Origin of the sequence: Octadecabacter antarcticus 307, assembly GCF_000155675.2 — a bacterium.
Lineage (GTDB): Bacteria > Pseudomonadota > Alphaproteobacteria > Rhodobacterales > Rhodobacteraceae > Octadecabacter > Octadecabacter antarcticus.
This window is the reverse complement of the sequence record NC_020911.1, coordinates 1,402,672-1,425,057: the sequence shown is the minus strand read 5'-3', so window position 1 is coordinate 1,425,057 and position 22,386 is coordinate 1,402,672. Positions and strand designations below refer to the sequence as shown.

At 55.3% G+C, this 22,386-nt stretch carries 28 protein-coding genes, 1 tRNA gene and 4 pseudogenes; 14 read left to right on the top strand and 19 right to left on the bottom strand.

Annotation, left to right across the window (positions count from 1 at the left end; all coding sequences use genetic code 11):
* Positions 1 to 131: 131 nt before the first annotated feature.
* The 4 genes and pseudogenes from OAN307_RS07280 to OAN307_RS26025 all read right to left on the bottom strand — a co-directional run bounded on the left by OAN307_RS07280 (position 132) and on the right by OAN307_RS26025 (position 3,447).
* Positions 132 to 866, bottom strand: coding sequence for a hypothetical protein (locus OAN307_RS07280; protein WP_015499136.1), 735 nt, complete (start codon positions 864 to 866; stop codon positions 132 to 134).
* 4 nt (positions 867 to 870) lie between these two features.
* A complete protein-coding gene (locus tag OAN307_RS07275; RefSeq protein WP_015499135.1) occupies positions 871 to 1,782 on the bottom strand; it encodes a BKACE family enzyme in 912 nt (303 codons plus the stop codon).
* Positions 1,783 to 1,874: 92 nt separating this feature from the next.
* Positions 1,875 to 2,243, bottom strand: coding sequence for a hypothetical protein (locus tag OAN307_RS07270; RefSeq protein WP_015499134.1), 369 nt, complete (start codon positions 2,241 to 2,243; stop codon positions 1,875 to 1,877).
* A 164-nt stretch (positions 2,244 to 2,407) separates the two neighbouring features.
* A pseudogene (locus tag OAN307_RS26025) lies at positions 2,408 to 3,447 on the bottom strand (IS481 family transposase).
* A gap of 231 nt (positions 3,448 to 3,678) precedes the next feature.
* Between OAN307_RS26025 and OAN307_RS26020 the strand changes: the two are divergent.
* From OAN307_RS26020 to OAN307_RS29740, 3 genes and pseudogenes are all read left to right on the top strand, one after another.
* A pseudogene (locus OAN307_RS26020) lies at positions 3,679 to 4,580 on the top strand (IS5 family transposase).
* A gap of 35 nt (positions 4,581 to 4,615) precedes the next feature.
* Positions 4,616 to 4,959 (top strand): annotated as a pseudogene (locus OAN307_RS29745) (transposase); the annotation flags it as partial.
* Between the two features lie 242 nt (positions 4,960 to 5,201).
* The gene (locus OAN307_RS29740; protein WP_408634940.1) at positions 5,202 to 5,621 is read left to right on the top strand and encodes a transposase; all 420 of its coding nucleotides are present in this window, start codon (positions 5,202 to 5,204) and stop codon (positions 5,619 to 5,621) included.
* Positions 5,622 to 5,925: 304 nt separating this feature from the next.
* On the opposite strand, the gene OAN307_RS07245 is transcribed toward OAN307_RS29740, so the two are convergent.
* A complete protein-coding gene (locus tag OAN307_RS07245) occupies positions 5,926 to 6,513 on the bottom strand; it encodes a GNAT family N-acetyltransferase (protein WP_015499131.1) in 588 nt (195 codons plus the stop codon).
* Positions 6,514 to 6,709: 196 nt separating this feature from the next.
* Here OAN307_RS07245 and hisB point away from each other — a divergent pair, with 196 nt between their 5' ends.
* Both hisB and hisH read left to right on the top strand, forming a co-directional pair.
* The gene (hisB, locus tag OAN307_RS07240) at positions 6,710 to 7,297 is read left to right on the top strand and encodes an imidazoleglycerol-phosphate dehydratase HisB (protein WP_015499130.1); all 588 of its coding nucleotides are present in this window, start codon (positions 6,710 to 6,712) and stop codon (positions 7,295 to 7,297) included.
* Positions 7,298 to 7,319: 22 nt separating this feature from the next.
* The gene (gene hisH / locus OAN307_RS07235) at positions 7,320 to 7,958 is read left to right on the top strand and encodes an imidazole glycerol phosphate synthase subunit HisH (protein ID WP_015499129.1); all 639 of its coding nucleotides are present in this window, start codon (positions 7,320 to 7,322) and stop codon (positions 7,956 to 7,958) included.
* Positions 7,959 to 8,038: 80 nt separating this feature from the next.
* On the opposite strand, the gene OAN307_RS07230 is transcribed toward hisH, so the two are convergent.
* Positions 8,039 to 8,425, bottom strand: a complete 387-nt coding sequence (locus OAN307_RS07230; RefSeq protein WP_015499128.1) for a DUF2147 domain-containing protein — start codon at positions 8,423 to 8,425, stop codon at positions 8,039 to 8,041.
* Positions 8,426 to 8,585: 160 nt separating this feature from the next.
* Here OAN307_RS07230 and hisA point away from each other — a divergent pair, with 160 nt between their 5' ends.
* The 5 genes from hisA to OAN307_RS07205 all read left to right on the top strand — a co-directional run bounded on the left by hisA (position 8,586) and on the right by OAN307_RS07205 (position 10,984).
* A complete protein-coding gene (gene hisA, locus OAN307_RS07225; RefSeq protein WP_015499127.1) occupies positions 8,586 to 9,308 on the top strand; it encodes a 1-(5-phosphoribosyl)-5-[(5-phosphoribosylamino)methylideneamino]imidazole-4-carboxamide isomerase in 723 nt (240 codons plus the stop codon).
* A gap of 64 nt (positions 9,309 to 9,372) precedes the next feature.
* Positions 9,373 to 9,633 carry a hypothetical protein gene (locus tag OAN307_RS07220; protein WP_187292554.1) on the top strand — a complete coding sequence of 87 codons (261 nt, stop codon included), beginning with the start codon at positions 9,373 to 9,375 and terminating at the stop codon, positions 9,631 to 9,633.
* Positions 9,626 to 10,384, top strand: a complete 759-nt coding sequence (gene hisF, locus OAN307_RS07215; protein ID WP_015499126.1) for an imidazole glycerol phosphate synthase subunit HisF — start codon at positions 9,626 to 9,628, stop codon at positions 10,382 to 10,384. Before OAN307_RS07220 ends, hisF begins: the two co-directional genes overlap by 8 nt.
* A 1-nt stretch (position 10,385) precedes the next feature.
* Entirely contained in the window at positions 10,386 to 10,688 is a 303-nt protein-coding gene (locus OAN307_RS07210) for a phosphoribosyl-ATP diphosphatase (RefSeq protein ID WP_015499125.1), read from the top strand.
* Positions 10,685 to 10,984 carry a Dabb family protein gene (locus tag OAN307_RS07205; RefSeq protein WP_015499124.1) on the top strand — a complete coding sequence of 100 codons (300 nt, stop codon included), beginning with the start codon at positions 10,685 to 10,687 and terminating at the stop codon, positions 10,982 to 10,984. Before OAN307_RS07210 ends, OAN307_RS07205 begins: the two co-directional genes overlap by 4 nt.
* Positions 10,985 to 11,066: 82 nt before the next feature.
* Here the strand turns inward: OAN307_RS07205 and OAN307_RS07200 are convergent, their stop codons facing one another.
* From OAN307_RS07200 to rlmB, 3 genes are all read right to left on the bottom strand, one after another.
* Positions 11,067 to 11,531 carry a CoA-binding protein gene (locus OAN307_RS07200; RefSeq protein WP_015499123.1) on the bottom strand — a complete coding sequence of 155 codons (465 nt, stop codon included), beginning with the start codon at positions 11,529 to 11,531 and terminating at the stop codon, positions 11,067 to 11,069.
* Positions 11,532 to 11,750: 219 nt separating this feature from the next.
* Positions 11,751 to 12,206 carry a YHS domain-containing (seleno)protein gene (locus OAN307_RS07195; protein WP_015499122.1) on the bottom strand — a complete coding sequence of 152 codons (456 nt, stop codon included), beginning with the start codon at positions 12,204 to 12,206 and terminating at the stop codon, positions 11,751 to 11,753.
* Between the two features lie 439 nt (positions 12,207 to 12,645).
* Positions 12,646 to 13,437, bottom strand: coding sequence for a 23S rRNA (guanosine(2251)-2'-O)-methyltransferase RlmB (gene rlmB, locus OAN307_RS07190; protein ID WP_015499121.1), 792 nt, complete (start codon positions 13,435 to 13,437; stop codon positions 12,646 to 12,648).
* Between the two features lie 112 nt (positions 13,438 to 13,549).
* On the opposite strand from rlmB, the gene OAN307_RS28655 reads away from it, so the two are divergent.
* The 3 genes and pseudogenes from OAN307_RS28655 (at position 13,550) to OAN307_RS07180 (ending at position 15,201) form a co-directional block, all read left to right on the top strand.
* A tRNA-Tyr gene (locus OAN307_RS28655) sits at positions 13,550 to 13,633 on the top strand.
* 101 nt (positions 13,634 to 13,734) lie between these two features.
* Positions 13,735 to 14,181 carry a hypothetical protein gene (locus OAN307_RS28650; RefSeq protein ID WP_148287089.1) on the top strand — a complete coding sequence of 149 codons (447 nt, stop codon included), beginning with the start codon at positions 13,735 to 13,737 and terminating at the stop codon, positions 14,179 to 14,181.
* A gap of 48 nt (positions 14,182 to 14,229) precedes the next feature.
* Positions 14,230 to 15,201 (top strand): annotated as a pseudogene (locus OAN307_RS07180) (IS5 family transposase).
* A 270-nt stretch (positions 15,202 to 15,471) separates the two neighbouring features.
* On the opposite strand, the gene msrB reads toward OAN307_RS07180, so the two are convergent.
* From msrB to OAN307_RS07155, 6 genes are all read right to left on the bottom strand, one after another.
* Positions 15,472 to 15,939, bottom strand: a complete 468-nt coding sequence (msrB, locus tag OAN307_RS07175; protein ID WP_015499119.1) for a peptide-methionine (R)-S-oxide reductase MsrB — start codon at positions 15,937 to 15,939, stop codon at positions 15,472 to 15,474.
* Between the two features lie 147 nt (positions 15,940 to 16,086).
* Positions 16,087 to 16,647, bottom strand: coding sequence for a fasciclin domain-containing protein (locus OAN307_RS07170; RefSeq protein ID WP_015499118.1), 561 nt, complete (start codon positions 16,645 to 16,647; stop codon positions 16,087 to 16,089).
* Between the two features lie 126 nt (positions 16,648 to 16,773).
* Positions 16,774 to 17,481 carry an anti-sigma factor gene (locus OAN307_RS07165; RefSeq protein ID WP_015499117.1) on the bottom strand — a complete coding sequence of 236 codons (708 nt, stop codon included), beginning with the start codon at positions 17,479 to 17,481 and terminating at the stop codon, positions 16,774 to 16,776.
* The gene (locus OAN307_RS30905) at positions 17,478 to 17,783 is read right to left on the bottom strand and encodes a sigma factor-like helix-turn-helix DNA-binding protein (RefSeq protein ID WP_333783200.1); all 306 of its coding nucleotides are present in this window, start codon (positions 17,781 to 17,783) and stop codon (positions 17,478 to 17,480) included. Before OAN307_RS30905 ends, OAN307_RS07165 begins: the two co-directional genes overlap by 4 nt.
* Positions 17,725 to 18,021 carry a sigma factor gene (locus OAN307_RS30900; RefSeq protein ID WP_333783199.1) on the bottom strand — a complete coding sequence of 99 codons (297 nt, stop codon included), beginning with the start codon at positions 18,019 to 18,021 and terminating at the stop codon, positions 17,725 to 17,727. The genes OAN307_RS30905 and OAN307_RS30900 overlap by 59 nt, the downstream gene beginning before the upstream one ends.
* 169 nt (positions 18,022 to 18,190) lie before the next feature.
* Positions 18,191 to 18,694, bottom strand: a complete 504-nt coding sequence (locus tag OAN307_RS07155; RefSeq protein ID WP_015499116.1) for a hypothetical protein — start codon at positions 18,692 to 18,694, stop codon at positions 18,191 to 18,193.
* A 148-nt stretch (positions 18,695 to 18,842) separates the two neighbouring features.
* On the opposite strand from OAN307_RS07155, the gene mntR reads away from it, so the two are divergent.
* Complete coding sequence (gene mntR / locus OAN307_RS07150) at positions 18,843 to 19,250, top strand: manganese-binding transcriptional regulator MntR (protein WP_044044540.1); 408 nt, start codon at positions 18,843 to 18,845, stop codon at positions 19,248 to 19,250.
* Positions 19,251 to 19,262: 12 nt separating this feature from the next.
* Here the strand turns inward: mntR and OAN307_RS07145 are convergent, their stop codons facing one another.
* The 4 genes from OAN307_RS07145 to OAN307_RS07130 are packed head-to-tail and all read right to left on the bottom strand — an operon-like array spanning position 19,263 to position 22,331.
* The gene (locus OAN307_RS07145; protein WP_015499114.1) at positions 19,263 to 19,709 is read right to left on the bottom strand and encodes a Fur family transcriptional regulator; all 447 of its coding nucleotides are present in this window, start codon (positions 19,707 to 19,709) and stop codon (positions 19,263 to 19,265) included.
* Complete coding sequence (locus tag OAN307_RS07140) at positions 19,706 to 20,557, bottom strand: metal ABC transporter permease (RefSeq protein ID WP_015499113.1); 852 nt, start codon at positions 20,555 to 20,557, stop codon at positions 19,706 to 19,708. The genes OAN307_RS07145 and OAN307_RS07140 overlap by 4 nt, the downstream gene beginning before the upstream one ends.
* A complete protein-coding gene (locus tag OAN307_RS07135; RefSeq protein WP_044043366.1) occupies positions 20,557 to 21,438 on the bottom strand; it encodes a metal ABC transporter permease in 882 nt (293 codons plus the stop codon). Before OAN307_RS07135 ends, OAN307_RS07140 begins: the two co-directional genes overlap by 1 nt.
* The gene (locus OAN307_RS07130) at positions 21,438 to 22,331 is read right to left on the bottom strand and encodes a manganese/iron ABC transporter ATP-binding protein (RefSeq protein ID WP_015499111.1); all 894 of its coding nucleotides are present in this window, start codon (positions 22,329 to 22,331) and stop codon (positions 21,438 to 21,440) included. Before OAN307_RS07130 ends, OAN307_RS07135 begins: the two co-directional genes overlap by 1 nt.
* Positions 22,332 to 22,386: the final 55 nt, after the last annotated feature.

Here is a 22,386-nt window from a genome sequence, read left to right as displayed (position 1 = left end):
ACCGCTGTTGTTTGCGCAACTGGACTGCCGGGGTGGTCAAATTCACTTGCGGATACAGGTTCACGGCGCCCACTCGGGTCGCATGCACGCATCGGGCTTCCAGCATCAATCCAAAGCAGGCGACTGCGCTTTCAGTGTTCGACTTCCTGAAGGTGAGCCAAAGAATAGCCAAACCAATCCATGATAGCGCGTGCAGCGGTGATACGATCGCGACCGCCGGTCCGGTCTTTGTCCATAATCCAGCCGAATTCACCAGACGGGGTTCCGATTGCCGCCGTGCGGCTGTCAAAATCCATCCACATCACCCAGAATTCTGCTGGTGGCGTCGCAGTTGGCGGATCGACAGGCACCCAACGGCCTGACCCGGACTGTTCAAGTAAAACAAGGGATTCAACGTTCAGACATGTATCTACCTCGCACGTCAGGCGGGTCTGCGCCATCTGTAGCGCGCCATTTGGCAAAGTCGAAAACGTGACGGCACCGACCGGGCCGGACTGATTGGTAAATCCTTGCCGAATGAACCAGCGTCCAGCCATTCGATCTGCGGAAACATTAGTTTGCGATGCAATTTGGGCGGACAGATCGCGGAAAATGTCGACTTGTGGCAGGATGGGCTGTTCTTGCGCGCATCCCACCAAAATCGCCACCATCAGCCCTGCGACAACACGTATCATCACGTCCCTCTGGGCCTTGGCACAAAACGCACCGTCCGGCCCCGTCATTATTTGCCCACCTTGTCCAATACAGATGGTTTCTTCCAACATCGTCACACTAAACGGTACGGGCAATGCTGTGGAGGTGCAGCCGGACACTGCGCCCAGAAGGCCAACCCAAAAAGCACAGATCATGGCCGCTAATGGGCGCATTTTCTCAGCCCTTTGGCGTTTGCTTCACCAACCCCAGCTTTTCGCGCACTTCATCAGGCCCAATCACCCGCGCACCAAGGTTTTCGATGATGCCACGGGCGCGGTCCACCAGTTGCGCGTTGGTCGCCAACACGCCGCGATCCAGCATCAGATTGTCCTCAAGCCCGACACGCACGTTGCCACCCGCCAGAACGGACGCTGCGACGAATGGCATCTGGCTGCGCCCTAACCCAAAGGCGCTGAACGTCCACTCGGGTGGCACATTGTTGACCATCGCCATAAAGGTATTCAAATCATCGGGCGCGCCCCACGGCACCCCCATACACAACTGCACCAAAGCGTCAGGTTCCAGAATACCTTCGGCGACCAATTGCTTAGCAAACCAAAGGTGGCCGGTATCAAACGCCTCAATCTCGGGCTTGACGCCGAGGTCCGTCATCATCTGCCCCATGGCGCGCAGCATGCCGGGGGTGTTGGTCATAACATAATCGGCTTCTGCGAAATTCATCGTGCCGCAATCAAGCGTGCAAATCTCAGGCAGACATTGCGCCACATGTGCGACCCGTTCAGTCGCGCCAACCATATCGGTGCCCGCAACTGTCGGCAGCGGCTTTTCAACGCCGCCAAACACCATGTCGCCACCCATACCGGCGGTAAGGTTCAATACCACATCAATATCGGCCGAACGGATACGATCCGTCAATTCACGGTACAACTCCAACTGACGACTGGGCACGCCCGTTTCAGGGTCACGCACATGGCAATGCACCACTGCAGCGCCCGCTTTGGCCGCATCAATCGCGCTATTCGCGATTTCCTCGGGCGAACGCGGAACATGCGGACTGCGATCTTGGGTGCTCCCCGATCCGGTGATGGCGGCGGTGATAAAGACGTCACGGTTCATCGCAAGCGGCATCTACTTCTCCCTTTTTTACCCGACCTTAGCCGGACCGCCTTGACACGCAAGCTCACAAACGGCGAACTGCGCAAATGACTGATCTCACTCGCTCAATCACTTTGGCCACTGCAGCTGACTTGCCCGATATTCTGACGATGATCCGCGCGCTGTAGGCGTTTCATGGCGACAATGCGCAGGTCACGCTTGCACAACTGGACGTTGTCTTCTTTGGTGCTGCCCCGATGGGCACAGCGCTGATTGCCAAATTGCAAGGTTTGCCAGCGGGCTACGCTGGCCTCACGCCAACCATGGTACTGCACGACGGCAAGATCCGCTAAGATATCCACCACCTGTTTGTCACGCAACCACATCGCGCCAAAGGCATCGGCAAAACGCCGATCGCCGCCGCCAAAGCCCGTGCAATTGACATCGGCGACCCGCCTGACAATCAGCACAGACGCGAGCAACACCACCGCCATCACCGCCTACAATGCCATGAACACCTTAGAAGAAATCATCGGTGAAGGCCCGCGTTTCCGGATCAAACTGGACATTTAGCCCGTCTTTGTTTCCTAAACATCCGGCCTATGTATCAAACCCACCAAGGTGAAGCCAGTTATTTTCAATTGGGACTCCACATTGCCTAAGTGTTCGGTCCCGGCATCTGGTGGATCGGATTAACGATGAATCTTTCTGGTTCTGAAGTCCCTATCTTGCAGATGTATTCGTACGGCGTCAGGCCGTTGAGCGTCTTCAGCCTTCGAGCAAAATTGTAGGCCGCTATGAAGTCTGCGAGATGGGTGTGCAGCTGATCATGCTTGTCATAGTGATACCGCTTGACTGTTGCGTCCTTGATCGTGCGGTTCATCCGCTCAACCTGGCCATTGGTCCATGGATGGTTGGGCTTGGTCAGCCGGTGCTCAATCCTGTTGGCATCGCAGATCATGTCAAACCGCATAGGCCGTGAATATGGTGTGTTCCGGTTACGTGGTTGCTCACAAAATTGAATGCCATTGTCCGTCAGAATTGTGTGGATCTTGTATGGCACCGCTTCCAGCACAGCCTCCAGGAACTCCCAGGCCGTCTTGCGATTTGCTTTTTCTACAAGCCGTGCCACGGCAAACTTGCTGGTTCGGTCCCTCTCGTGACATCGCTTTGCGATTCACTGCCGGGCAATGAATGGCAACAAAGAGATAAAGTTTTCCTTCGTTGGTGCGCAACTCTGCAATGTCGATATGAAAATATCCGATCGGATAGCGTTTGAACTTTTGTCGTTTCGGCTTGTCGCCCTCCATATCTGGCAGTCGGGATATCCCATGCCGTTGCAAACAACGATGCAGGGAAGATCGCGTCCCCCTCTCTTTGCTTGCTCCGCAAGCAACTGCCGGGCAATGGATGTGGGATAGTTGGCTGCAAGGCATAAAGACAATCATCCAGCGGTAGGAGCGTATGACGTCGAAAAGAGACGATCATCGCCTCTTCACCGGCGCTGAGAACGGTCGAACTGGGGTCCGTGGGGCCAGTCTTGCGGTCTTCTACAGTTTTGCGCTTGCGTCATTTGGAGACCGTTTTGACATTTATACCAAGTTCTCGACTCAAAGCTGCGGTCGTAGCTTGCGATCGCTGTATTGTTGCTCTGATGGCGTGCGTAGTCGTGGCGCAGCCATGACGTATTTGTCCCATAATGCTTCCTTCCATTCCAAAGAATAGATCGCACCATCAAACCAGGGGATCAAAAACCTAGGGACAGGACCCATTAAACTACTTGGTGCTACTATGGCTGCGTGATTCAAAGTCCCAAAGTTGGGGGATAGAATGAGCAATCTTTATTGGCTGAGTGAAGCGCAGATGGATCGGCTTCGGCCTTACTTTCCGAAGAGCCGAGGCCGTGCACACTGAGACGATCGCCGCGTTCTGAGCGGGATTATTTTCATTAACCGCAACGGGGCGAATGACGGTTCGGGCCGCGGGCCCGATGAAACGTCCAGTGGACGTTTCAAGGCATGAGCGGGCGGAGCCCCGGTAATCGCCCGTCTACGGTGGTGTGATGCGCCTGCCGAATATGGGCGGCCGAAGACTTTGTATAATTGTTGGAAGCGCTGGAGTGACATGGGCGTGTTCGCCCGGATCATGATGGGGCTGGCAGAACAGGCCCCAGACAATAAGACAATTTCGATCCGCTCTCATCGAAACTGTGTTTCGACTGCCGGGCAGCGGACGCTACTTACCTCAAGGCACACCGCACGGCTTCCAGCCTGTGGTTAATAAAAGATGGCGTGGGCGCCTGATTCACTGCCCGGCAGGGCATTGCGCAGCAATGTCCCGAGAGGGGGCAGACCAAAGGTGGGATGAACACAAAGCTACATGCGGTTACAGACGACAGAGGACGTCCCGTCCGCTTCTTTATCACGGCGGGTCAAGTCAGCGATTATACCGGTGCGGCGGCCTTGATGAACGGCCTACCAGAGGCGGATTGGTTGCTTGCCCCTCTCATCGAAACTGCGTTTCGACTTCCGGGCAGTGGACAGGCGGTGTGACGCTGACTGGTTCCGAGAAGGCCTTGTCGACAAGGAAACTCGCCCCTGTATTCCTGAGCGCAAATCACGCAAGACGACCATCAAATACCCCTTTCGTGACATTGCTTTGCAATGCACTGCCGGGCAATGGATAAGAGACCTTACAAACGGCGCAACCGTATCGAGCGCATGTTCGGCAGGATTAAAGACTGGAGACGCGTCGCTACACGCTATGACGGAAGCCCAACGGTCTTCCTCTCCGCCATCATGCTCGCCGCAACCGTTATATTTTGGTTATGAGTCCTGAGCCTAGTTAGCAACGGGGGATGATTTCGATGTTGGGGCCAAAGCAAGAAACGCAGGGCGCGTTGTTTTATGCGTTCTCGATAGATAATCACGTTCCTCGGGATCATCTGCTGCGATCCATTGATCGGCTTGTCGATCTGTCTGGCATCCGCCAATATTTAGCCGATTTTTACAGCCATACTGGTCGCTGTCCATTGATCCAGAACTGCTGATCCGAATGCTGCTGGTTGGCTGCTGCCTCGGCATTCGGTCCGAACATCGCCTCTGCGAAGAGGTGCATCTGAACCTTGCTTACCGCTGGTTCTGCGGACTGGATCTGAGCGACAATGTGCCCAACCACTCAACCTTTTCCAAAAGCCGCCCCTCTCATGGCGCAAGCGCAAACGACTGCCGGGCAATGGATGTTGAGGCCACGCGGTCGATCCGTCAGGCCGAAGTCGGGTCCGTGCGCACGATGCAGGGATGGTTAGTGGATCGTGGCATCGCGCCGCACATCCCGGTCATTCACTGCCTAGGATGTGCAGGTTCACATGCACGAGAGGGGATAAGGCTGGCCGCACCGATGGCACCCTGAGCCGCGCTAATTTTGAGTGGGACCCGTAGGGCGACAAGTACATCTGCCCAGAAAGTCAGTCGCTCAAGCAGTTCCGCCGCAACTCCTCCGATCCCAGCCGAGGCCCAACCACGACGGGCAGGGCAAAATATCGTGGGCTTAAGCTGATCTGTCAGGCCTGCCCATCCAAAGCCAAATGCTGCCCGAATACCGATGTTCGCAAGATCACCCGCGACGAACACGAAGACGCCCGCCAGGTCGCCCGAGATATTGCTAAGACCAAGCAATACGCCGTTTCAATGCGACTGAGGAAAAAGCTCGAGATGCTCTTCGCTCACCTCAAACGCATCCTGGGGCTAGGACGGCTTCGATTACGAGGACCATGCGGCGCAAATGACGAATTCCTCCTCGCAGCAACCGCCCAAAACCTCCGCAAACTAGCCAAGATCCTTCCTGCAACGCAGCAAGCGTGCAAAGCCTGATAAGAAAGGCGCTTGCGCCCTGTTCGACGCCCAACTTTCTGCACGCGCAACACGGTGTTTTTCAACAGAATCGGTGGAGACAGGACCTTCGCTGCAGGCGCACAATAACCCCCTACGATCAGCGTCTTCCCGCGACCACCTCTGCTTCAACGACATTGCCGACAAGAACGTCGCGGGTTTTCTTGGCCAAGCAATCAAGGCCTAGAGGCGCATTGCCGTAGCAGCGCACAGTATTTCACTGTCAAAAATCAAAAATTTGAACGCGAAATGCGCCCCTTGATATTTTGGGGTGCCGACAAAGCGTCTAGATGATCGGTTCCTGCGGCGTGCTATCGCGCGGCAAAACACCATTCTTGCGCGGATCATCCGCAATTTCCACTTGCCGGTGATAGGCGACAAACCCGCTGCGGGTATAGAACGGCAGCGCCTGCGGGCTATCCAGCGTGCAGGTGTGGACGTGAAAGCGGTTAATCGGGTGCGACCATGCCTTGTCGAGCGCATGTTCCATCAACCAGCGCCCTGCCCCCATGCCGACCATCGCAGGTGTCAGGCCGAAATAGCCCAGTTCACATTCACCCGACAGGCGAAAATCAAGTTCCAGCATGCCCTCGTCATGGCCATCAACGCGGACCGAATAGATATTCACATCATCGCGGTGCACAATTGCGGACAAGGCGGCGTCGTCCATCCCAAGGCGTGAAAACCACATCCAGTGCTGTCCGCCGACCCGCATGAACAGATCACGGTACCAATCCAGATCAGGTGTGTCGTGCGCCACTAGTTCTGAGGTGATGGGCACGATATTACGTGGGGTTGGACGTTCAAACATCTGCAAATTTGTGACCACCGCCGCGATCTTACCCACAGGGACGTCCCAAAATTCTGATACCATGATCGCTCTCCTGCTTTGCCGATTGCCGCATCTGACACATCTGACGCATCTGACGCATCTGACGCAATTATGGCACCGATTCCAACCCCTTGCGGGCCTGTGGCTATTGCGCCCGCATCCCCACATTCCGCGCGACGCCGCTTGGCGATGCGCGCCGCGCCCCCTATAAGAGCCACAACATCGAGGAAGTAGCCCCATGCGCACCAGCACAATCACCCGCAAAACCGCTGAGACGGATATTTCAGTTGAAATAAACCTCGACGGAACAGGACTTTATGACAATCAGACCGGCGTGGGCTTTTTTGACCACATGCTGGATCAACTGGCACGCCATTCGCTGATCGATATGACCGTGCGCGCGACGGGTGATCTGCACATCGACGATCACCACACGGTCGAAGACGTGGGCATCGCGCTTGGTCAGGCATTGCTAGAGGCCCTTGGCGACAAGCGTGGCATCAATCGTTACGGTGACTGCCACCTTGCGATGGACGACGCGCAGGTGCGCTGTGCGTTGGATTTATCCGCCCGTCCCTACCTGATCTGCAACCTAGATCTGCCCACAGCGAAAATCGGCAGTTTTGATACTGAACTGGTGCGCGAATTCTTTCAGGCGCTGTCGACACACGGCGGCATCACGTTGCACATCGACCGCTTACACGGCTTTAACAGCCACCACATCGTTGAGGCCGCGTTTAAAGCTCTCGCCCGTGCGCTGCGCGTCGCGGTGCAAACTGATCCACGTAAGGCGGATGCGATCCCGTCGACCAAGGGTGCCTTGTGACAAACGGCGCAGGACAAATCGTATGATAACTGTCCTGATTGATTACGACAGCGGCAATTTGCATTCAGCACAAAAAGCGTTTGAACGCATGGCGGCTGAGACGAATGCGGGCAACATCATCGTCACTGGCGACCCTGATATCGTTGCTAAGGCTGATCGAATCGTCTTGCCCGGTGACGGCGCGTTTCCGCACTGTCAGGCGGAACTACATGGTATTTCTGGATTGGCTGACGCCATCCGCGAAAGTGTTGAAATCCGTGCGGTCCCCTTCATGGGCATCTGCGTCGGTATGCAAATGCTCGCGATCAAGGGGTTTGAGTACGAGGAAGCCGCAGGCTTTGGCTGGATCAATGGTGAGGTCCACAAGATCACACCCAACGACCCGACGCTGCCGGTGCCACACATGGGTTGGAACGATCTTGTGATCGACACGCCACACCCTGTCCTAAACGGCATCAAGACCGGCGATCACGCGTATTTCGTCCATTCCTACCAGATGGTGATGGGGGATCGGGCGCAACGTCTGGCCCATTGTGATTACGCCGGCGACGTTACGGCCATCGTTGGGCGCGACACCATTATTGGCACGCAGTTTCATCCCGAAAAAAGCCAAAGCGCTGGCCTGCAAATGATTGCGAATTTCCTGCAGTGGACGCCATAGAAAAGCCGCGTTTGGAATTTTGCAAACGCGGCTTTGTTGCATTATTTCAGATCACTAGGGCGCTCAGTTAAGGCGATACCTTAATTGCGTATCCATGTGCCGCCATCACGACAAATGCCGAACACACAGCCGGAAACCGACAAAGTGTCACCGGTCAGCTGAAGGCGCGAATTGTAGGTCTTGTCACGATCTGGCGACCAGACCTGCCCGCGATACGCACCGTCCCCAGATGGGGTCGTATCAAAAATAATCTGGCGGCCGATGTTCGGCGACTCCATCTGTGCGCCCGAACTATCAAACGATTGCGACAGCGTGCCACAAAGAGCCGTCCCACAAGGGGCCACCACAACAAGACCGGAATTGCCATTGTCGTCTGCTGGCGTGCGCCAAGCCCCTTCAAGTGGGTCGCCAAAAGCTGCGCCAGCAAAGCTAATCGTGGCCGCGAGTGTGAGTGCTGTTTTCTTCATAACGTATCTCCTCCCTGAGATTGCGGAAATATTGCCTGCGAAAACTGATTCCATACAAGTATAACGTAGGGTCGCGCGTTTGGTGCGGTGATTTACGTCGCGTTGCATCTGGCTGCGCTGCGTGCATAAAAGCATACAATCCGATAACACAGGTGAGACCATGATCCTTTATCCCGCAATCGACCTCAAAGACGGGCAAGCCGTGCGGCTTGTGCATGGTGACATGGAGCAATCAACCGTGTTTAACGATGATCCCGCAGCACAGGCCCGCGCATTCGTCGATGCGGGCTGTGAATGGCTGCACTTGGTCGATCTAAATGGTGCCTTTGCCGGTGAACCCGTGAATGCCGCCCCTGTCGAAGCGATCCTTGCGGCCTGCCCTGTCCACACACAACTGGGCGGTGGCATCCGCGATATGGCGACGATTGATCGCTGGCTGACCCGTGGGCTGACCCGCGTGATCCTTGGCACCGTGGCCGTCGAAAACCCCGATCTGGTGCGACAGGCTGCGCGTGCATTCCCCGGTCAGGTGGCCGTGGGGTTGGACGCGCGCAATGGCTTTGTTGCGACCAAGGGCTGGGCCCATGAGACTGACATCAAAGTCACCGATCTGGCCAAATCGTTCGAGGACGCAGGCATTGCCGCGATCATCTACACCGACATCCTGCGCGACGGCGCAATGAAAGGCCCCAACATCCAAGCGACCGAAAGCTTGGCGCGGGCTGTGGATATTCCCGTCATCGCGTCAGGCGGTGTGTCATCCCTGGCCGACCTAGAAGCGCTGAAGGCGACGGGCGTGATTTCCGGCGCGATCTCGGGGCGGGCCTTGTATGACGGCGCGATTGATCTGACGGCTGCGCTACGGGTTTTGAGCCATGCTTAAGGCCAGACTGATACTTGCGGCCATCTTAGGACCAATTGGCGCACTCCTTGGGACCACATTGGGGATGGCAGGGAGCGTTGCAGGCTTCTTTTTTGGTGCTGGTGCTGGGACGCCAGTGTTTGGAGCTATTGGAGCCGCACTGGGCTGGTTTGCTGCTAAAGATGTTGACGCGGGAATTGCCAAACTCGACCCAAGACATCCGGCGGTCAGGTCTCACTTCGTCGGCATCGTGCGATTCATCGGGCGTGGGCTTTATCTGGCATTTGGCTTACTTCTTTTGAATACAAGTAGTTCAATAGGCCTATTCAGGAAGAAGAATGCTTAAAACCCGCATCATCCCCTGCCTCGACGTTGCCAATGGCCGCGTTGTCAAAGGCGTGAACTTCGTCGATCTGGTCGACGCAGGCGACCCTGTTGAAACTGCGCGTGCCTATGACGCCGCGGGCGCGGACGAATTGTGCTTCCTCGACATTATGGCCACTGAGGAAAACCGCGGCACCATGTATGATCTGGCCACCCGCACGGCTGAGGCGTGCTTTATGCCGCTGACAATCGGCGGCGGTGTGCGCACCCACTTGGACGTGCGAAATCTGTTGCTGGCGGGGGCGGACAAGGTGTCGTTCAATTCCGCCGCAGTTGCCGATCCTGATGTGCTGACCGAAGCCGCCCTGCGCTTTGGCAGCCAATGCATCGTCTGCGCCATTGACGCCAAAACGGTCGCCCCCGATCGCTGGGAAATATTCACCCATGGCGGGCGGCGCGCGACGGGCATTGATGCTGTTGAATTTGCGCTCATGGCGCAGGCCAAAGGCGCGGGCGAGATTCTTCTCACTGCAATGGATAATGACGGCACAAAGGCGGGGTTTAACATTGCTCTGACCCGAGCCGTCACCGATGCAGTGTCTATTCCGGTCATTGCATCAGGCGGCGTCGGCACACTTGATCATCTCGTTGAAGGGGTCACGCTGGGCGGCGCATCTGCGGTCCTCGCGGCGTCGATTTTCCACTTTGCCACCTTCACAATCCCGCAAGCCAAGGCGCATATGCACGCCGCTGGTGTTCCTGTAAGGCTCTGATATGTCGATAAAAGAACTCGCCCAAACCATCGCTGCCCGTAAAGGTGCAGACCCCGACACCAGTTGGACTGCCCAGTTGCTTGCCGACCCCGACAAGGCCGCGGAAAAGTTTGGCGAAGAAGCTGTAGAAGCGATCATCGAAGCCACCAAAGGCAATAAGGCGCGGCTCACATCTGAGGCGGCAGACGTCCTGTACCACCTGCTTGTGATGTGCGCCGCCCACGATGTCACCCTTGATGATATCGAAGCAGAACTTGCCAGCCGCGCCACCCAATCTGGCGTCACAGAAAAGGCCAACCGATGATCCGCCACATCGCGTTTTTCAGCGCCATCGACCCCAATGATCTGGACGAAATCGAAGCGGGCCTTTGGATCCTGAAAGACAATCCGCACGCTGAAACGTTTAGCGTCTCGCGCAACCTTGCTCTGGACGAAATTCCCGGTCCACACCCCGATTTTGTCGTCATGGCTGACATCAAAGACAAAACTGCGCTCACCGCCTACAAGGCCCACCCGCTGTACGCAGAATCGATCCGCCGCGTGCGCCCGCTGCGCGACATCCGCGTCGCCGCCGACCTGATGATCGAAGACCCGTCGTAGCGTCGATCTTTCTTGATCCTGTCTTTGTCTCACAAATATCCCGGGGAGTCCGCAGGACGGGGCAGCAGCACGCCTTACGCCATTATAATTTCGACGAAATCACACCCGTCGCAAAACCACCCATCCGCAACTCGCCAAACAGCCGCTGATATTCAATTTTTGGACAGCGGTTCTGAATTACAGTCACCCCGCGCGCCTCTGCCACCTTAGCAGCACTTGCATGCTCAACCCCGATCTGCATCCAGATCGTCTGCAGGTTTGGCCAGTGCGCCAGCGCCTCATCGATAATCGCGGGCACCGCGTCGGACCTGCGGAACACGTCCACCATATCCACATTGAACGGAATGTCTGACAGAGTCGCAGAGACCGTTTCGCCGAACAGCACTTGCCCCGCCAGCCCCGGATTAACAGGCACCACGCGGATGCCTTTGCGCGACAGGTATCGCGCCACAAAATAGCTGGGCCGCACCGGATTGGCGGACACGCCGACCACTGCCACGGTTTTCATGGCGTTCAACACATCTTTGAGCACTTGATCGCTGTACATGACGTCTCCTTAGCCGATCTTTGCGCCACAAAAAAGCGCCCGGTCAATAAACCGGGCGCGGAGTGCGGAACGAGGGACAGTGAATTTGAACAAGGGGGTTCCAGTCCTTGCTCGCCCTACAAAGATGGGTACGACGCCCAGTCATTAAAGGGCCTTCAGCAAAACGTGAACGCTGCGCGATCTCTTGTGATCACGTTCGCCCCACCCATTTATGCATACCTACGCAAGCAGAGCGGGCCAGTTTGCATCACCGGATGCAATGTGACCCGGAATGTCACGCGCCCAGCGGCGGCGCACACCCAATGAAAAATTCAGGTAAAGCTTGCCCTCATGGATCGTCCACGCCTCAGGGACGGTGGATGCGACATAGCCCTGCGACGCCGCATAGGCGCAGTACCCACCGTACTGGGGCGCGTAGGCCCGTGGGTCGGCCATGAACAACTCCATGTTGGCGGCGCTGGAAAAATGCCACGTCGCACCGCCCCACATCAGCGCGTGATCACGACTGCCTTGTACCGGTTCGCCTTGTGACAAGTATGCAACTGGGTCCGCGCCGCGAATGGCAATGCCATCCACTGCAAAAACATATGGTTCAGCGGCCACGGCGGGGCGGGTAAAAAATGCGGCCAGCGGTGCAGCGGCAGCTGCGGCCATTAGGGTGCGACGGTTCAGCATAAAAATCTCCGATCAGATTGGCATTGAACACTATTTGGCCCATCCGTGCGCGTAAAAACACCCACCTCGCCAATCTGTGACAGAGCAAGCGAAATTGTTTCAATCAAAGATTGTCTTCGATTTCGCCCCACAGGTCCTCAGTCGTCTTTTTTTCGCAACGTTTTGCGTTTCTTACGTTTTCTCCACCTTACTCGGCTTGGGATGTGGCTGTCTGGGGTGCACAGGTTTGGGTGCTGGGCGAGTGGGTGTCGCCGCACGCGCAGTCACCCGCCCACCATTGATCGGTAACATTTTAAGGTTGTGCAACGGCGCGCCACAGCTTGAACACCCTACCTCATGACAGTCTTTGCCGCGTAAAACGAGGCGCGGCGCATGTGCCACAAGAACAACAGGTCGCGATCTTATGGCCAGGTTTTTGAACAGGCATGCGGTTTGCGGTTTAGGACGATCTAGTCGCATATAAGGCAACAGCCGCCGCGTTCGAAACATTGAGAGAACCAAATTCACCCGCAAAATCGATTTTCACCAGCGCGTCGCAGGTTTCTTTCGTCTTATCGCGCAATCCCGGCCCTTCAGCGCCCAATACCAACGCAATCGCACGATCCGTTTTGCCGTCAACAACCTGCTCAATCGTTTGTTCGGCCTCGCCGTCCAACCCCAGCACCATGTATCCCATGCCCTGAAGCTCTACGATCGCGTCCGCCAAATTGCGCACCCGCAGATAAGGCTGGCGTTCCATCGCACCACTGGCTGTCTTTGCCAACGCGCCTGTTTCGGGGGCGGCATGGCGGTTCATCGCGATCACCGCTTGTGCGCCAAACACCTCGGCTGATCGTAAAATCGCGCCGACGTTATGCGGGTCAGTCACTTTATCCAGCAACACCACACGCGGCGGGTTTACCCCGTCCCCCATGCAGCGATCCTCGATCTTGCCCCAGTCCAACGGCTTGACCTCCAACGCAGCACCTTGGTGCACTGATTGCGGATCAATTGGCGCCGCAAAATTACGCGGCTCACACATTTCAGGCTCCGGTCCACCGTCTTTCAATCCGATGGAGACCGCATCGCCAAGTCGATCAAACGCGTTCTTGGTAACAACAAAACGCAATTTCTCACGAACGGGATTCAGCAGGGCATCACGCACCGCATGGATGCCAAACAGCCATACCGTTTCATTGGCAGCAGCGCGCTTGTTACGTTCTTTATCAACAACCCAGGTTGGTTTTTTCATGTCGCGATCCTTTGCATTTGCTCCCTCATGGCGACCATCACCAAAAACCGCAAGTGTTGCCAGAGAATTGAGGTTGACGCCCACAGTGGCCGTAGCTATTCACGCGCTCAGTGGGCGTCAGGCCGCAAGGTGTGGCAGGAGACTGTAACTCTCTCGCGGAAACGCACGCCTGGTTCGATTCCAGGGTCGCCCACCATTACCTCCAAACCATTGATTTTATGGGTGAATGGTGGTACGATCCCATTGATAATGGTCGATTTTCGATACATTTTGGGAAAATTTCGATACATGATAGACATGAAACGAGTAAAATACCTAAAAATTGATAGAGGTCGATACAACTATCAACGCAGGGTTCCCAAGCATTTACAGCCTCTTTTTGAAGAAACCACTTGGTGTAGGCCTTGTGGGAACGTCACTTACGCAAAAGCTGTTCAATTGGTAGTGGGTTGGGCCGAAGAAGATGATGCTTTCATAGATCGCATGAAAGACCCTACCAAATTCCAAAGCTTTAAAACTAACAAGCGCCGAGAGCACGAAGACAGTGAACGAGAGTTCATTCTTCCCCCCACCGAAAATTATGTTCCAATAGTGCGAATATATGGCGACTTAATAAGCCCAGAGTTGATTAAACGGCCATTTTGGCGATATGCAATTCAGGAGATAAGACTTCTCGATTATCTCAGAAATCCCGCACAACCTTATAAACCTGAACTATCCACACTGGCTTTGTTGCACAAATAGTCTCGTATCAGGGATTCATGTTGTAAATCCAGCATGGTAGCTGGCGTCATGAGTAAACCTATCGCCCCGATTTACCGCACGAGGAACTGGCCTGAGTATAACAAGGCCCTGAAGCGACGCGGGTCACTGACCATTTGGTTTAACCCAGAGGTCACTTGGAAAGCTGCGCCTACCGTTGCCCGGCAGTGGTTTGTTTGCAAACCATGAGAGGGGGGCAAACGGGGCCGCCAGCCACGCTATAGCGACGCGGCGATCCAAGCCTGTCTCACGTTGAAAGTGCTGTTCGGAATGCCTTTGAGGCAGGCGACGGGCTTTGTGGAAAGCCTGTTGAAATTGATCGACCTTGACTGGGAGGTCCCAGACTTCAGCACGTTATGTCGGCGTCAGAAAAGGCTATCGGTTACCATCCCGTATCAGGGCTCAAAGGGCCCGCTAAACCTCCTTATCGACAGTACCGGCATCAAAGTTGAGGGCGAAGGTGAGTGGAACGCTCGCAAGCATGGCGGGCCGAAACGTCGGGTGTGGCGCAAGATACATATAGGGATTGATGAAGAAACGTTGGAGATACGCGCGGTCGAAGTGACGAGTAGCAGCATTGGAGACCCACCCATGTTGCCCAACCTTCTCGGTCAGATCACACCAGATCAGAAGATTGGCAGTGTCACAGCAGATGGGGCATATGACACCCGCAAATGCCATGATGCGATTGCGGCCCGCAATGCCCGTGCTGTCATCCCGCCACGCAAGAATGCCAAGCTATGGAAGCCGGATACGCTGGGGGCCAGAGCCCGAAACGAAGCGGTACAGTCCTCAAAGGATCTCGGCCGCGCTCAATGGCGTCGCTTGAGCGGATACCACCGCAGGAGTCGTGTTGAGACAAAGATGCATTGTTTGAAACTACTCGGGCAGCGCCTGGCCGCACGAGACTTTGACCGGCAAGTTGCGGAAGTCCAAATCCGTGCCGCGATACTCAACGGCTTCACCGCCCTTGGCATCCCAAACACCGTTACTGTAGGCTGAATCCGTCAGGGGTCAGGGGAAGCACGCCATAAGGGCGATTTGTGCAACAAAGCCGAAGAAGGTGGTAAATTATACAGCTTTAACCCAGACATTAGAGCGCAAGCCCTTTAGTAGGCTAGGATATCTGCGCCATGAGATGATGCGGTTAAGGGGACAGTCAACCCGGGATGTAACCAGAAAGCCGCCGCAGTGTGGCAGGAAACGGCACAAAAACCGGCTAAGCACTCTGGCACAGGCAGTCGCCGCCCACTCAGGTGTTGTTCAATGGATTTATGAGGCGCGGAATACCAAGCTGACACCGTTCAAACAGTGGCGCAGGCCTGTTGGGGCTGGGCCATCATCGAAAATATGTCCCAAATGGCTGCCACATCGATCACAATGGCATTCTGTGCGCGACGAAAAAAATGTGTCGTCCGCTTTGGTCTGGATCGCGTTTGGCAAGACATCAAAGAACGACGGCCATCCAGTGCGGCTGTCAAACTTGTGCTCCGAAGAATAGAGCGCCTGATCGCAACCACGGCAGTGATAAATGCCTGCTGCGTAATTCTTATCCAAAGGCGATGTCCCCGACCGTTCGGTACCGTCCTCCCGCATCACATTGTATTGTATGTCGGTTAGCAGGGCGCGCCACTCTGCTGGTGTGCGGGTGATCTCAAACGGGCTCTCGGCTGCGGCAACGCGGGTTGTGCCAAAAGCGGCAGCGGTAAGGGCGGTTATCGAAAAGGTCCGGCGATTCATGACAAACTCCTTATTGTTCGGGGGTGTTGTAAAACGTGCGCTGTGTCTCTGGGACAAAATATGACATAGCGCACGCAGATGTGACCGAAGGCTCCCCCTGGGATGGTTTGCTGCCCTCGGCCGTTCGTCTGATCTTAGAAGTCGGACTTACTGCTTGGGCAGCATCACGCGGTCAATGACGTGGATCACACCATTGGACTGATCAACGTCTGCGATTGTGACAGTAGCCAACCGGCCGTTTTCGTCCGTCAACGTTATGGCATCGCCGGACATTTCTGCCATCAATGTACAGCCGCCAAGTGTTTCAACTGGGTGAGCGCCGCCATCGCCTGCGATCATTCCGCCGATTGCGTCAGCGAAGACTTCAGCGCCGACAACGTGGCAGGTCAGGATCGTGGCTAGCTGTGCCCTGTTCTCGTCCATCATCAGCGCGCCGAGTGTCTCGTCGGTGATCAGGCCGAATGCTTCGTCGGTTGGGGCAAACACTGTGAACGGGCCAGGTCCGGACAATGTTTCAACGAGGCCAGCCTGCATAACAGCCGCCACGAGTGTTGTGTGGATCGGGGAGTTTACTGCGTTCTCGATGATGTTCTTTTCGGCCAGCATTTCTGCGCCGCCAACCATTGGGTTGGATGCGTGCGCGTCAGCGAAAGCCATACCTGCGGTTAGTGTAAGTGCGGCAGCGGTTGCGAATGTCTTAATGGTCATAAAACGTCTCCAAATTGGTCTTTAAGGACCGCACGATTGCGATCCCGATGCCAAAAGCAACGCATCATATGGAAGGAGAGTTTCGGGACATTTCATAGGTTCACAGTGACGTGAAAACCACGTGACTTACAGCGTGGTGATTTCGCCCGCAGCAAGCACGGCACCGGTCGGCGCGCCAGTTGGTGATCCGCCAAAGGGTTCGTCAGAGATTGCAAGCGTCGCACCAACCATTTGGTCCTGAAGGTTTTCGGGGACTATAATTTCATCGATCGTTTCATCTATCGCCAGAATACCCAACGATACAGGGGCCGCGTCGCCTGCAATGACCCATAGTTCTAGTGAACGACCTTGCGCGCTGGCCCCGACTTGGCGTTCCACAAACAACTGCCCACTGCCCCCAACGTAGGCCGCCGCAACCACGAGGCTGTTGTCTTGCGCAACCAGGCGGGCCACGGATGTCGGCGTAACAGGATTTGTCTGCATGTAGCCGCCGAGATGCAACGCCACCAATAGGGTCAGCGCCGCGGCACCGGCACACAGAAAGGCAGGCACAATCCTGAGGTTTTTCCAAATGCGTTTCGGGCTTTCGGGGTATGCGTCTGCTTTAATCTTTTTGAACAGGCCTTTGGGCGGCGCAACCGGCGCTATTTCTTCAGTCAAAGTGCTGAAATGGACATCCCAATCTTCCACCAAACCTGCAAAGGTCTGATCAATGCGTGCACGACGTGTCGCCTGCGCCAACTCATCCCCTTTGAGCAGCCCAAGACTGAGTTCCGCCGCGAGAACATCGTCGCGCGGCGTGCCGTCTTCTGGGGTGATGCTCTCGTCGATCACTTGCTCAAACAGTCTTTCAAACTTATCAGGCTGCGCCGCAGCCATGTTCGCATTGTATTTAACGGCACGTCAAAACGCGCCGCAAGGTCAACATAAGTTTCCCCGTCCAGATAGGCGCTGCGTACTGCTGCCGCACGGTCGGGTTTTAGTTCGTCCAAACATCCGTTGATCTGTGCCCGTTCAGATGCCGCGATCGCAAGGCCTTCTGGCCCCAATCCCGGCTCTGCAATTTCTGGCGCGTCCTCAAGTGGACTGCTGGGTCTGTTTTTTTCGCAACCGATCAATTGAACGGTTGCGCGCAATGGTTGCCAGCCAACTGATCGGGCTGGCTTTACCAGCCGCGAACGTTTCCGCCCCGCCCTGCCATAACCGCAGATATACCTCCTGCAAAACCTCCTCTGCTGCGGCGCGGTCTTTCAATACACGCAGGATAATGCCGAATAGTTTCGCAGAGGTCGCCGAATAAAGCGTCTCAAACGCACCGCGGTCATGCAGCGCGACCCTGTGGATCATGTCTTCGATGTCTTGTCTCGTCGTCATGTCGGGGCCGCCCTCACTCTTCAATACAATGACATAACCCTCTCTGAGCACAAGGCGACGAATGTCCCCTTCCCCTTCCGCGCCATATGATGAAGCAGTTATCGAAGGCATTCGTAGCGTAGTGCAGATCGGGTAACTTGAACATGTAGCTTCCCTTTTTAGTCTAAGATTAAGAAAGGCGAACGCCCACCGCAGGCCGTGACGCAACAGCGAATTGCGCTTTGCGAATAATATCGCCGACGTGCCAAACGTGGGCACCTGTAAATTGCAGATGGACCACAAGTGCGGTCGTCGCTTCTTTGAGATTGGCGATGCAGGTTTGACGCAAATCTGCGGGTGTCGATTTCAGGCTAGCAAGTACCAGCAAACGGTCAAACGGTGTTTGGTAGTGAGCGAGTGCGACATCGGGTTGTCCGATCCGCAACGCAGCTTCCGCCAGATTGTGATGCGAGATCACCATGATCATTGGTGCTTCCGTAGGTCCTGAACCATGCTCGGCTAGGTTCAGCAAACGTTTCGCTTCTTTCAACGCAGAATTATAAAAACTACACGCTGCGTGATCGTCGCCTTCTTCCCAAGCGCTGTTTGCCGCTAGAGTAAGATTTTGCCAGGTTTTGTCGGAATAGGTATTGGTATCCGGCGCGTATCGGGATGCTACGTTCAAATTTGCCATCTGCCGTCTTTCTGGTGTGTTAGCACATCACGGTAACACGCTACATCAATATATTTAGCCTGAGCTAAAAATTGTAGAGAATTTTATATTGGTCCAGAATTGATGCATGGTAACACAACGGCCTGAGCCACATCCCGTAGACACTGAAATGCTCCTCCCAGATGCACAGGCCCGCAATTTTCTACGCGTGCGAGACGCGCACCGTCGTGAGATCGTCGAGGACTACGTCGAGATGATATCCGAGCTAGGCCGTACGCAGGGTGATGTTCGCACTGGCCATCTGGCCGAACGGTTCGGCGTCTCCAACGCAACGGTCAGCAATCATGTGCAACGTCTGGTAAGCGAGGGGATGATCCTAGAGCTACCCTATCAGCCTTTGGTCCTGACCGACGCGGGCCGTAACCTCGCCGAAACATCGCGTCGCCGTCACGTGCTTGTGCGTGATTTTCTCATCTCGCTTGGAGTAGACGCGGAGACTGCCGAAGCGGACGCCGAGGGCATTGAGCACCACGTTAGCGAACAGAGCCTTGCCGCCTTTGCCAAGTTTATTGAATAGGCGAGCATACTGTCAGGCGTTGCCAAGCAATGTCCCCGCCGCAAACACGCGCGCATCATCCTGAACGAGGTGGATGACTGTCTCGACGCGCGAAATACGATAGCCGTCTGGAATTGTCGGCGAGGTACCATCTGCGTTCGACGCTTTTATATCAATGACCCTATCTTCCGAGACAACAAAAAAGTGGTGGTGATTGCTTGTGTCGGTATCATACAAAACTCGCTCACCGCCCAAGGCCACACGCCTTACTAGGCCTGCTTTGTCAAACGCCTTCAAAACATTGTAGACCGTCGCAAGGGACACTTTTGTCGCGGAAGCCCCAAGCTCTACATACAGGCACGTTGCATCGATATGGCGCCCTCCGTCTTTGAAAAGGACATTAGCAATCGCAAGCCGTTGCCGTGTGGGGCGCACGCCATGCACAGACAGGTGCGCCGCCATGTCGTCATCATAGTTCAAGAATTTACCGCATCATCTACCCGCTGCATAGAGGCTTGCCGCGTGATGATCTGACGTCTGATAAACGCTGCGATAAACAATGCGGTCATAACGAGAATGATCGTTGGCGCAGGCGCACTGTCGAGAAAGAAACTGGCATAAGTTCCCAATAGCATCGATGCCATACATACTATGACAGACACCCATAACATTGTGGAAAATTTGCGCACGACCAAGAACGCAATGGCACCCGGTGCAATCAGTAAACCAATCGCAAGGATCAGGCCCGCGGCAGATAGAGTGGCCACGATGGTCAGCGAAAGCGCGGCGAGCAATCCATAGTGCAGCCAATTGACCCAAAGACCTGACGCGCGTGCCTGTGCGGGGTCAAAGCTGTGCAGCAACCAATCCTTCCATTTTAGCGCCAGTATCAGACCAACGCCCGCAGAGATCATGCCAGCGGTCCATAGCTCGTGCGGTTCAACACCCAGCATGTTGCCAAATAGAATATGATCGAGGTGCATGGCCGTCTCGACCGACACGTACAGCACGATGCCAACACCAAACATGCCCGAAAACACAACACCCATGACGGTGTCCTGCTTCACGCGACTGTTGGTGGACAGGTAACCAGTCGCAAGTGCACAGGTCATCCCAGCGATGAACGCACCGATGATTAGGGGGATACCGATGATGTAGGCCAGAACAATGCCCGGCAGCACCGCGTGACTGACGGCATCACCCATCAACGCCCAGCCTTTCATCACCAGAAAACACGACAATAAGGCCGTTGGAACGGACACAATCATCGAGATGTAAAACGCGTTCTGCATGAACGCGAACTGGAACGGTAAAAGAAGGGTATCCATTATTTAAACTCCGCTGCTAGATCGCCAGGACCACGTTCCAGCGCCTGTTTGGCTTTGCGTTTGGCGGCCAGTAACCCGTGCTTGGGGGCAAAAACAAACGCCACGAGGAAGATAAGGGTTTGCAATGTCACGATGATGCCGCCGGTCGCGCCATCTAGGAAATAGCTACTATAAGCGCCGATGAAACTGGTGATCGACCCGATGGCGACGGATGTGATTATCAAACGCGGAAACCTGTCGCAAAGCAAGTAGGCCGTGGCCCCGGGTGTGACGACTAAGGCAATTACTAGAAACGCACCGACGGTTTGCATGGCGGCAACCACAGACGCAGACAATAAAATGAAGAAAACCGCCTTGAGCATGCCAGGGCGCAGACCAATCGTGCGCGCGTGATTTTCATCAAAAAACGTGACCATGAGGTCTTTCCATTTGGCCAGCAACACGGCCAGCGACACAAACCCGATGATAGCCAACTGTAGCGTGTCTTCCGGTGTGATGGCCAAAATATTGCCCATAGTGATCGTCTGGATCGACACCGACATCGGGTTGATCGACACGATGAACAGGCCCAGCCCGAAGAAGGACGTGAAAATCAACCCGATGATCACATCGACCTTCAGGCCTGACCGTTCGGATAAAAATAGCATCGCACCCGCCGCCAGTGCGCCAGCAACAAACGCGCCCAATGCAAACGGCAGGCCAAGAATATAGGCCCCTGCCACCCCCGGAACGACCGAATGGGACAGCGCGTCCCCGATCAGAGACCAGCCTTTGAGCATCAAATATGCGGATAAAAATGCGCATACGCCACCGACGAGGGCGGACACCCACATCGCATTGATCATGAAGCCGTAGGTAAATGGTTCAAGTACATATTCCATCATTCACCTCGCTTCGCATGCTGTGTCTTGTCGCCGTATTGAACCAGCGGGCGTTCGTCATCGGTAATAATTGTGATTGAACGCGCGTCTTCATCATCATGCAGCGCATCGCCACCAAGCGTGAAATGCCGCAGTACACCACCGAACGTTTCTTCAAGATTTTCGCGGGTGAATGTCGTTTCCGTCAGCCCATAACTAAGGACCGTGCCTTTGACCAAAACCGTTCGGTCGCAAAATTCCGGAACCGACCCGAGGTTGTGGGTCGAGACCAGCATCACGCGACCTTCATCCCGCAATTCGCGCAGGAGGCCGACAATCTGTTCTTCGGTTTTTACGTCTACACCGGTGAATGGTTCGTCCAGCAAAATCACCTGCCCGTCTTGCGCCAGGGATCGCGCCAAGAATACACGTTTGCGCTGACCACCGGACAATTCACCGATCTGACGGGTTCTAAAGTCCTGCATGCTGACGCGGCGCAGGGCCTCGTTCACGGCCTCATGATCAACTTTCTTGGGTCGACGCAGAAACCCCATATGGCCATAGCGCCCCATCATCACGACGTCCTCAACCAGCACCGGAAAGGCCCAGTCGACCTCTTCAGATTGCGGCACGTAGGCCACAAGGTTTTTGGCAAGGGCTTCTTTTACATCGAGGCCAAGGATTTTGATCGTGCCTTTGGCGGCTGGAACAAACCCCATGATCGCCTTGAACAACGTAGACTTACCCGAACCGTTCACCCCAACAAGTGCGGTAACAGTACCGCGCGGAACCTCAAAACTCGCGTTCCAAAGCGCGGTGTGACCGTTGCGGTACGTCACCGTTACATCCTGCGCCGAGATGCCTACTTTAGTTTTGAAATCGCTGTGTTCAGGAGGATTTTGATCGTCAAGCATATTCGTTCCTTTGGCCATAAAGCCCTAGCAGTTTAACGCAAATAACCTGCGGCAC

Excerpts from the sequence above, each read along its gene's own strand:
- OAN307_RS07155 (WP_015499116.1), bottom strand. The coding sequence starts at position 18,694 with ATGGCAAATTTGAACGTAGCATCCCGATACGCGCCGGATACCAATACC.
- OAN307_RS07140 (WP_015499113.1), bottom strand. The coding sequence starts at position 20,557 with ATGGATACCCTTCTTTTACCGTTCCAGTTCGCGTTCATGCAGAACGCG.
- OAN307_RS07275 (WP_015499135.1), bottom strand. The coding sequence starts at position 1,782 with ATGCCGCTTGCGATGAACCGTGACGTCTTTATCACCGCCGCCATCACC.
- OAN307_RS07230 (WP_015499128.1), bottom strand. The coding sequence starts at position 8,425 with ATGAAGAAAACAGCACTCACACTCGCGGCCACGATTAGCTTTGCTGGC.
- OAN307_RS30900 (WP_333783199.1), bottom strand. The coding sequence starts at position 18,021 with ATGACGACGAGACAAGACATCGAAGACATGATCCACAGGGTCGCGCTG.
- rlmB (WP_015499121.1), bottom strand. The coding sequence starts at position 13,437 with ATGAAAAAACCAACCTGGGTTGTTGATAAAGAACGTAACAAGCGCGCT.
- OAN307_RS07270 (WP_015499134.1), bottom strand. The coding sequence starts at position 2,243 with ATGGCGGTGGTGTTGCTCGCGTCTGTGCTGATTGTCAGGCGGGTCGCC.
- hisB (WP_015499130.1), top strand. The coding sequence starts at position 6,710 with ATGCGCACCAGCACAATCACCCGCAAAACCGCTGAGACGGATATTTCA.
- OAN307_RS07130 (WP_015499111.1), bottom strand. The coding sequence starts at position 22,331 with ATGCTTGACGATCAAAATCCTCCTGAACACAGCGATTTCAAAACTAAA.
- OAN307_RS07245 (WP_015499131.1), bottom strand. The coding sequence starts at position 6,513 with ATGGTATCAGAATTTTGGGACGTCCCTGTGGGTAAGATCGCGGCGGTG.
- OAN307_RS07220 (WP_187292554.1), top strand. The coding sequence starts at position 9,373 with ATGGCAGGGAGCGTTGCAGGCTTCTTTTTTGGTGCTGGTGCTGGGACG.
- OAN307_RS07280 (WP_015499136.1), bottom strand. The coding sequence starts at position 866 with ATGCGCCCATTAGCGGCCATGATCTGTGCTTTTTGGGTTGGCCTTCTG.
- hisA (WP_015499127.1), top strand. The coding sequence starts at position 8,586 with ATGATCCTTTATCCCGCAATCGACCTCAAAGACGGGCAAGCCGTGCGG.
- OAN307_RS07210 (WP_015499125.1), top strand. The coding sequence starts at position 10,386 with ATGTCGATAAAAGAACTCGCCCAAACCATCGCTGCCCGTAAAGGTGCA.
- mntR (WP_044044540.1), top strand. The coding sequence starts at position 18,843 with ATGCTCCTCCCAGATGCACAGGCCCGCAATTTTCTACGCGTGCGAGAC.
- OAN307_RS07170 (WP_015499118.1), bottom strand. The coding sequence starts at position 16,647 with ATGACCATTAAGACATTCGCAACCGCTGCCGCACTTACACTAACCGCA.
- hisH (WP_015499129.1), top strand. The coding sequence starts at position 7,320 with ATGATAACTGTCCTGATTGATTACGACAGCGGCAATTTGCATTCAGCA.
- msrB (WP_015499119.1), bottom strand. The coding sequence starts at position 15,939 with ATGAATCGCCGGACCTTTTCGATAACCGCCCTTACCGCTGCCGCTTTT.
- OAN307_RS07200 (WP_015499123.1), bottom strand. The coding sequence starts at position 11,531 with ATGTACAGCGATCAAGTGCTCAAAGATGTGTTGAACGCCATGAAAACC.
- OAN307_RS28650 (WP_148287089.1), top strand. The coding sequence starts at position 13,735 with ATGAAACGAGTAAAATACCTAAAAATTGATAGAGGTCGATACAACTAT.
- hisF (WP_015499126.1), top strand. The coding sequence starts at position 9,626 with ATGCTTAAAACCCGCATCATCCCCTGCCTCGACGTTGCCAATGGCCGC.
- OAN307_RS07135 (WP_044043366.1), bottom strand. The coding sequence starts at position 21,438 with ATGGAATATGTACTTGAACCATTTACCTACGGCTTCATGATCAATGCG.
- OAN307_RS07195 (WP_015499122.1), bottom strand. The coding sequence starts at position 12,206 with ATGCTGAACCGTCGCACCCTAATGGCCGCAGCTGCCGCTGCACCGCTG.
- OAN307_RS07205 (WP_015499124.1), top strand. The coding sequence starts at position 10,685 with ATGATCCGCCACATCGCGTTTTTCAGCGCCATCGACCCCAATGATCTG.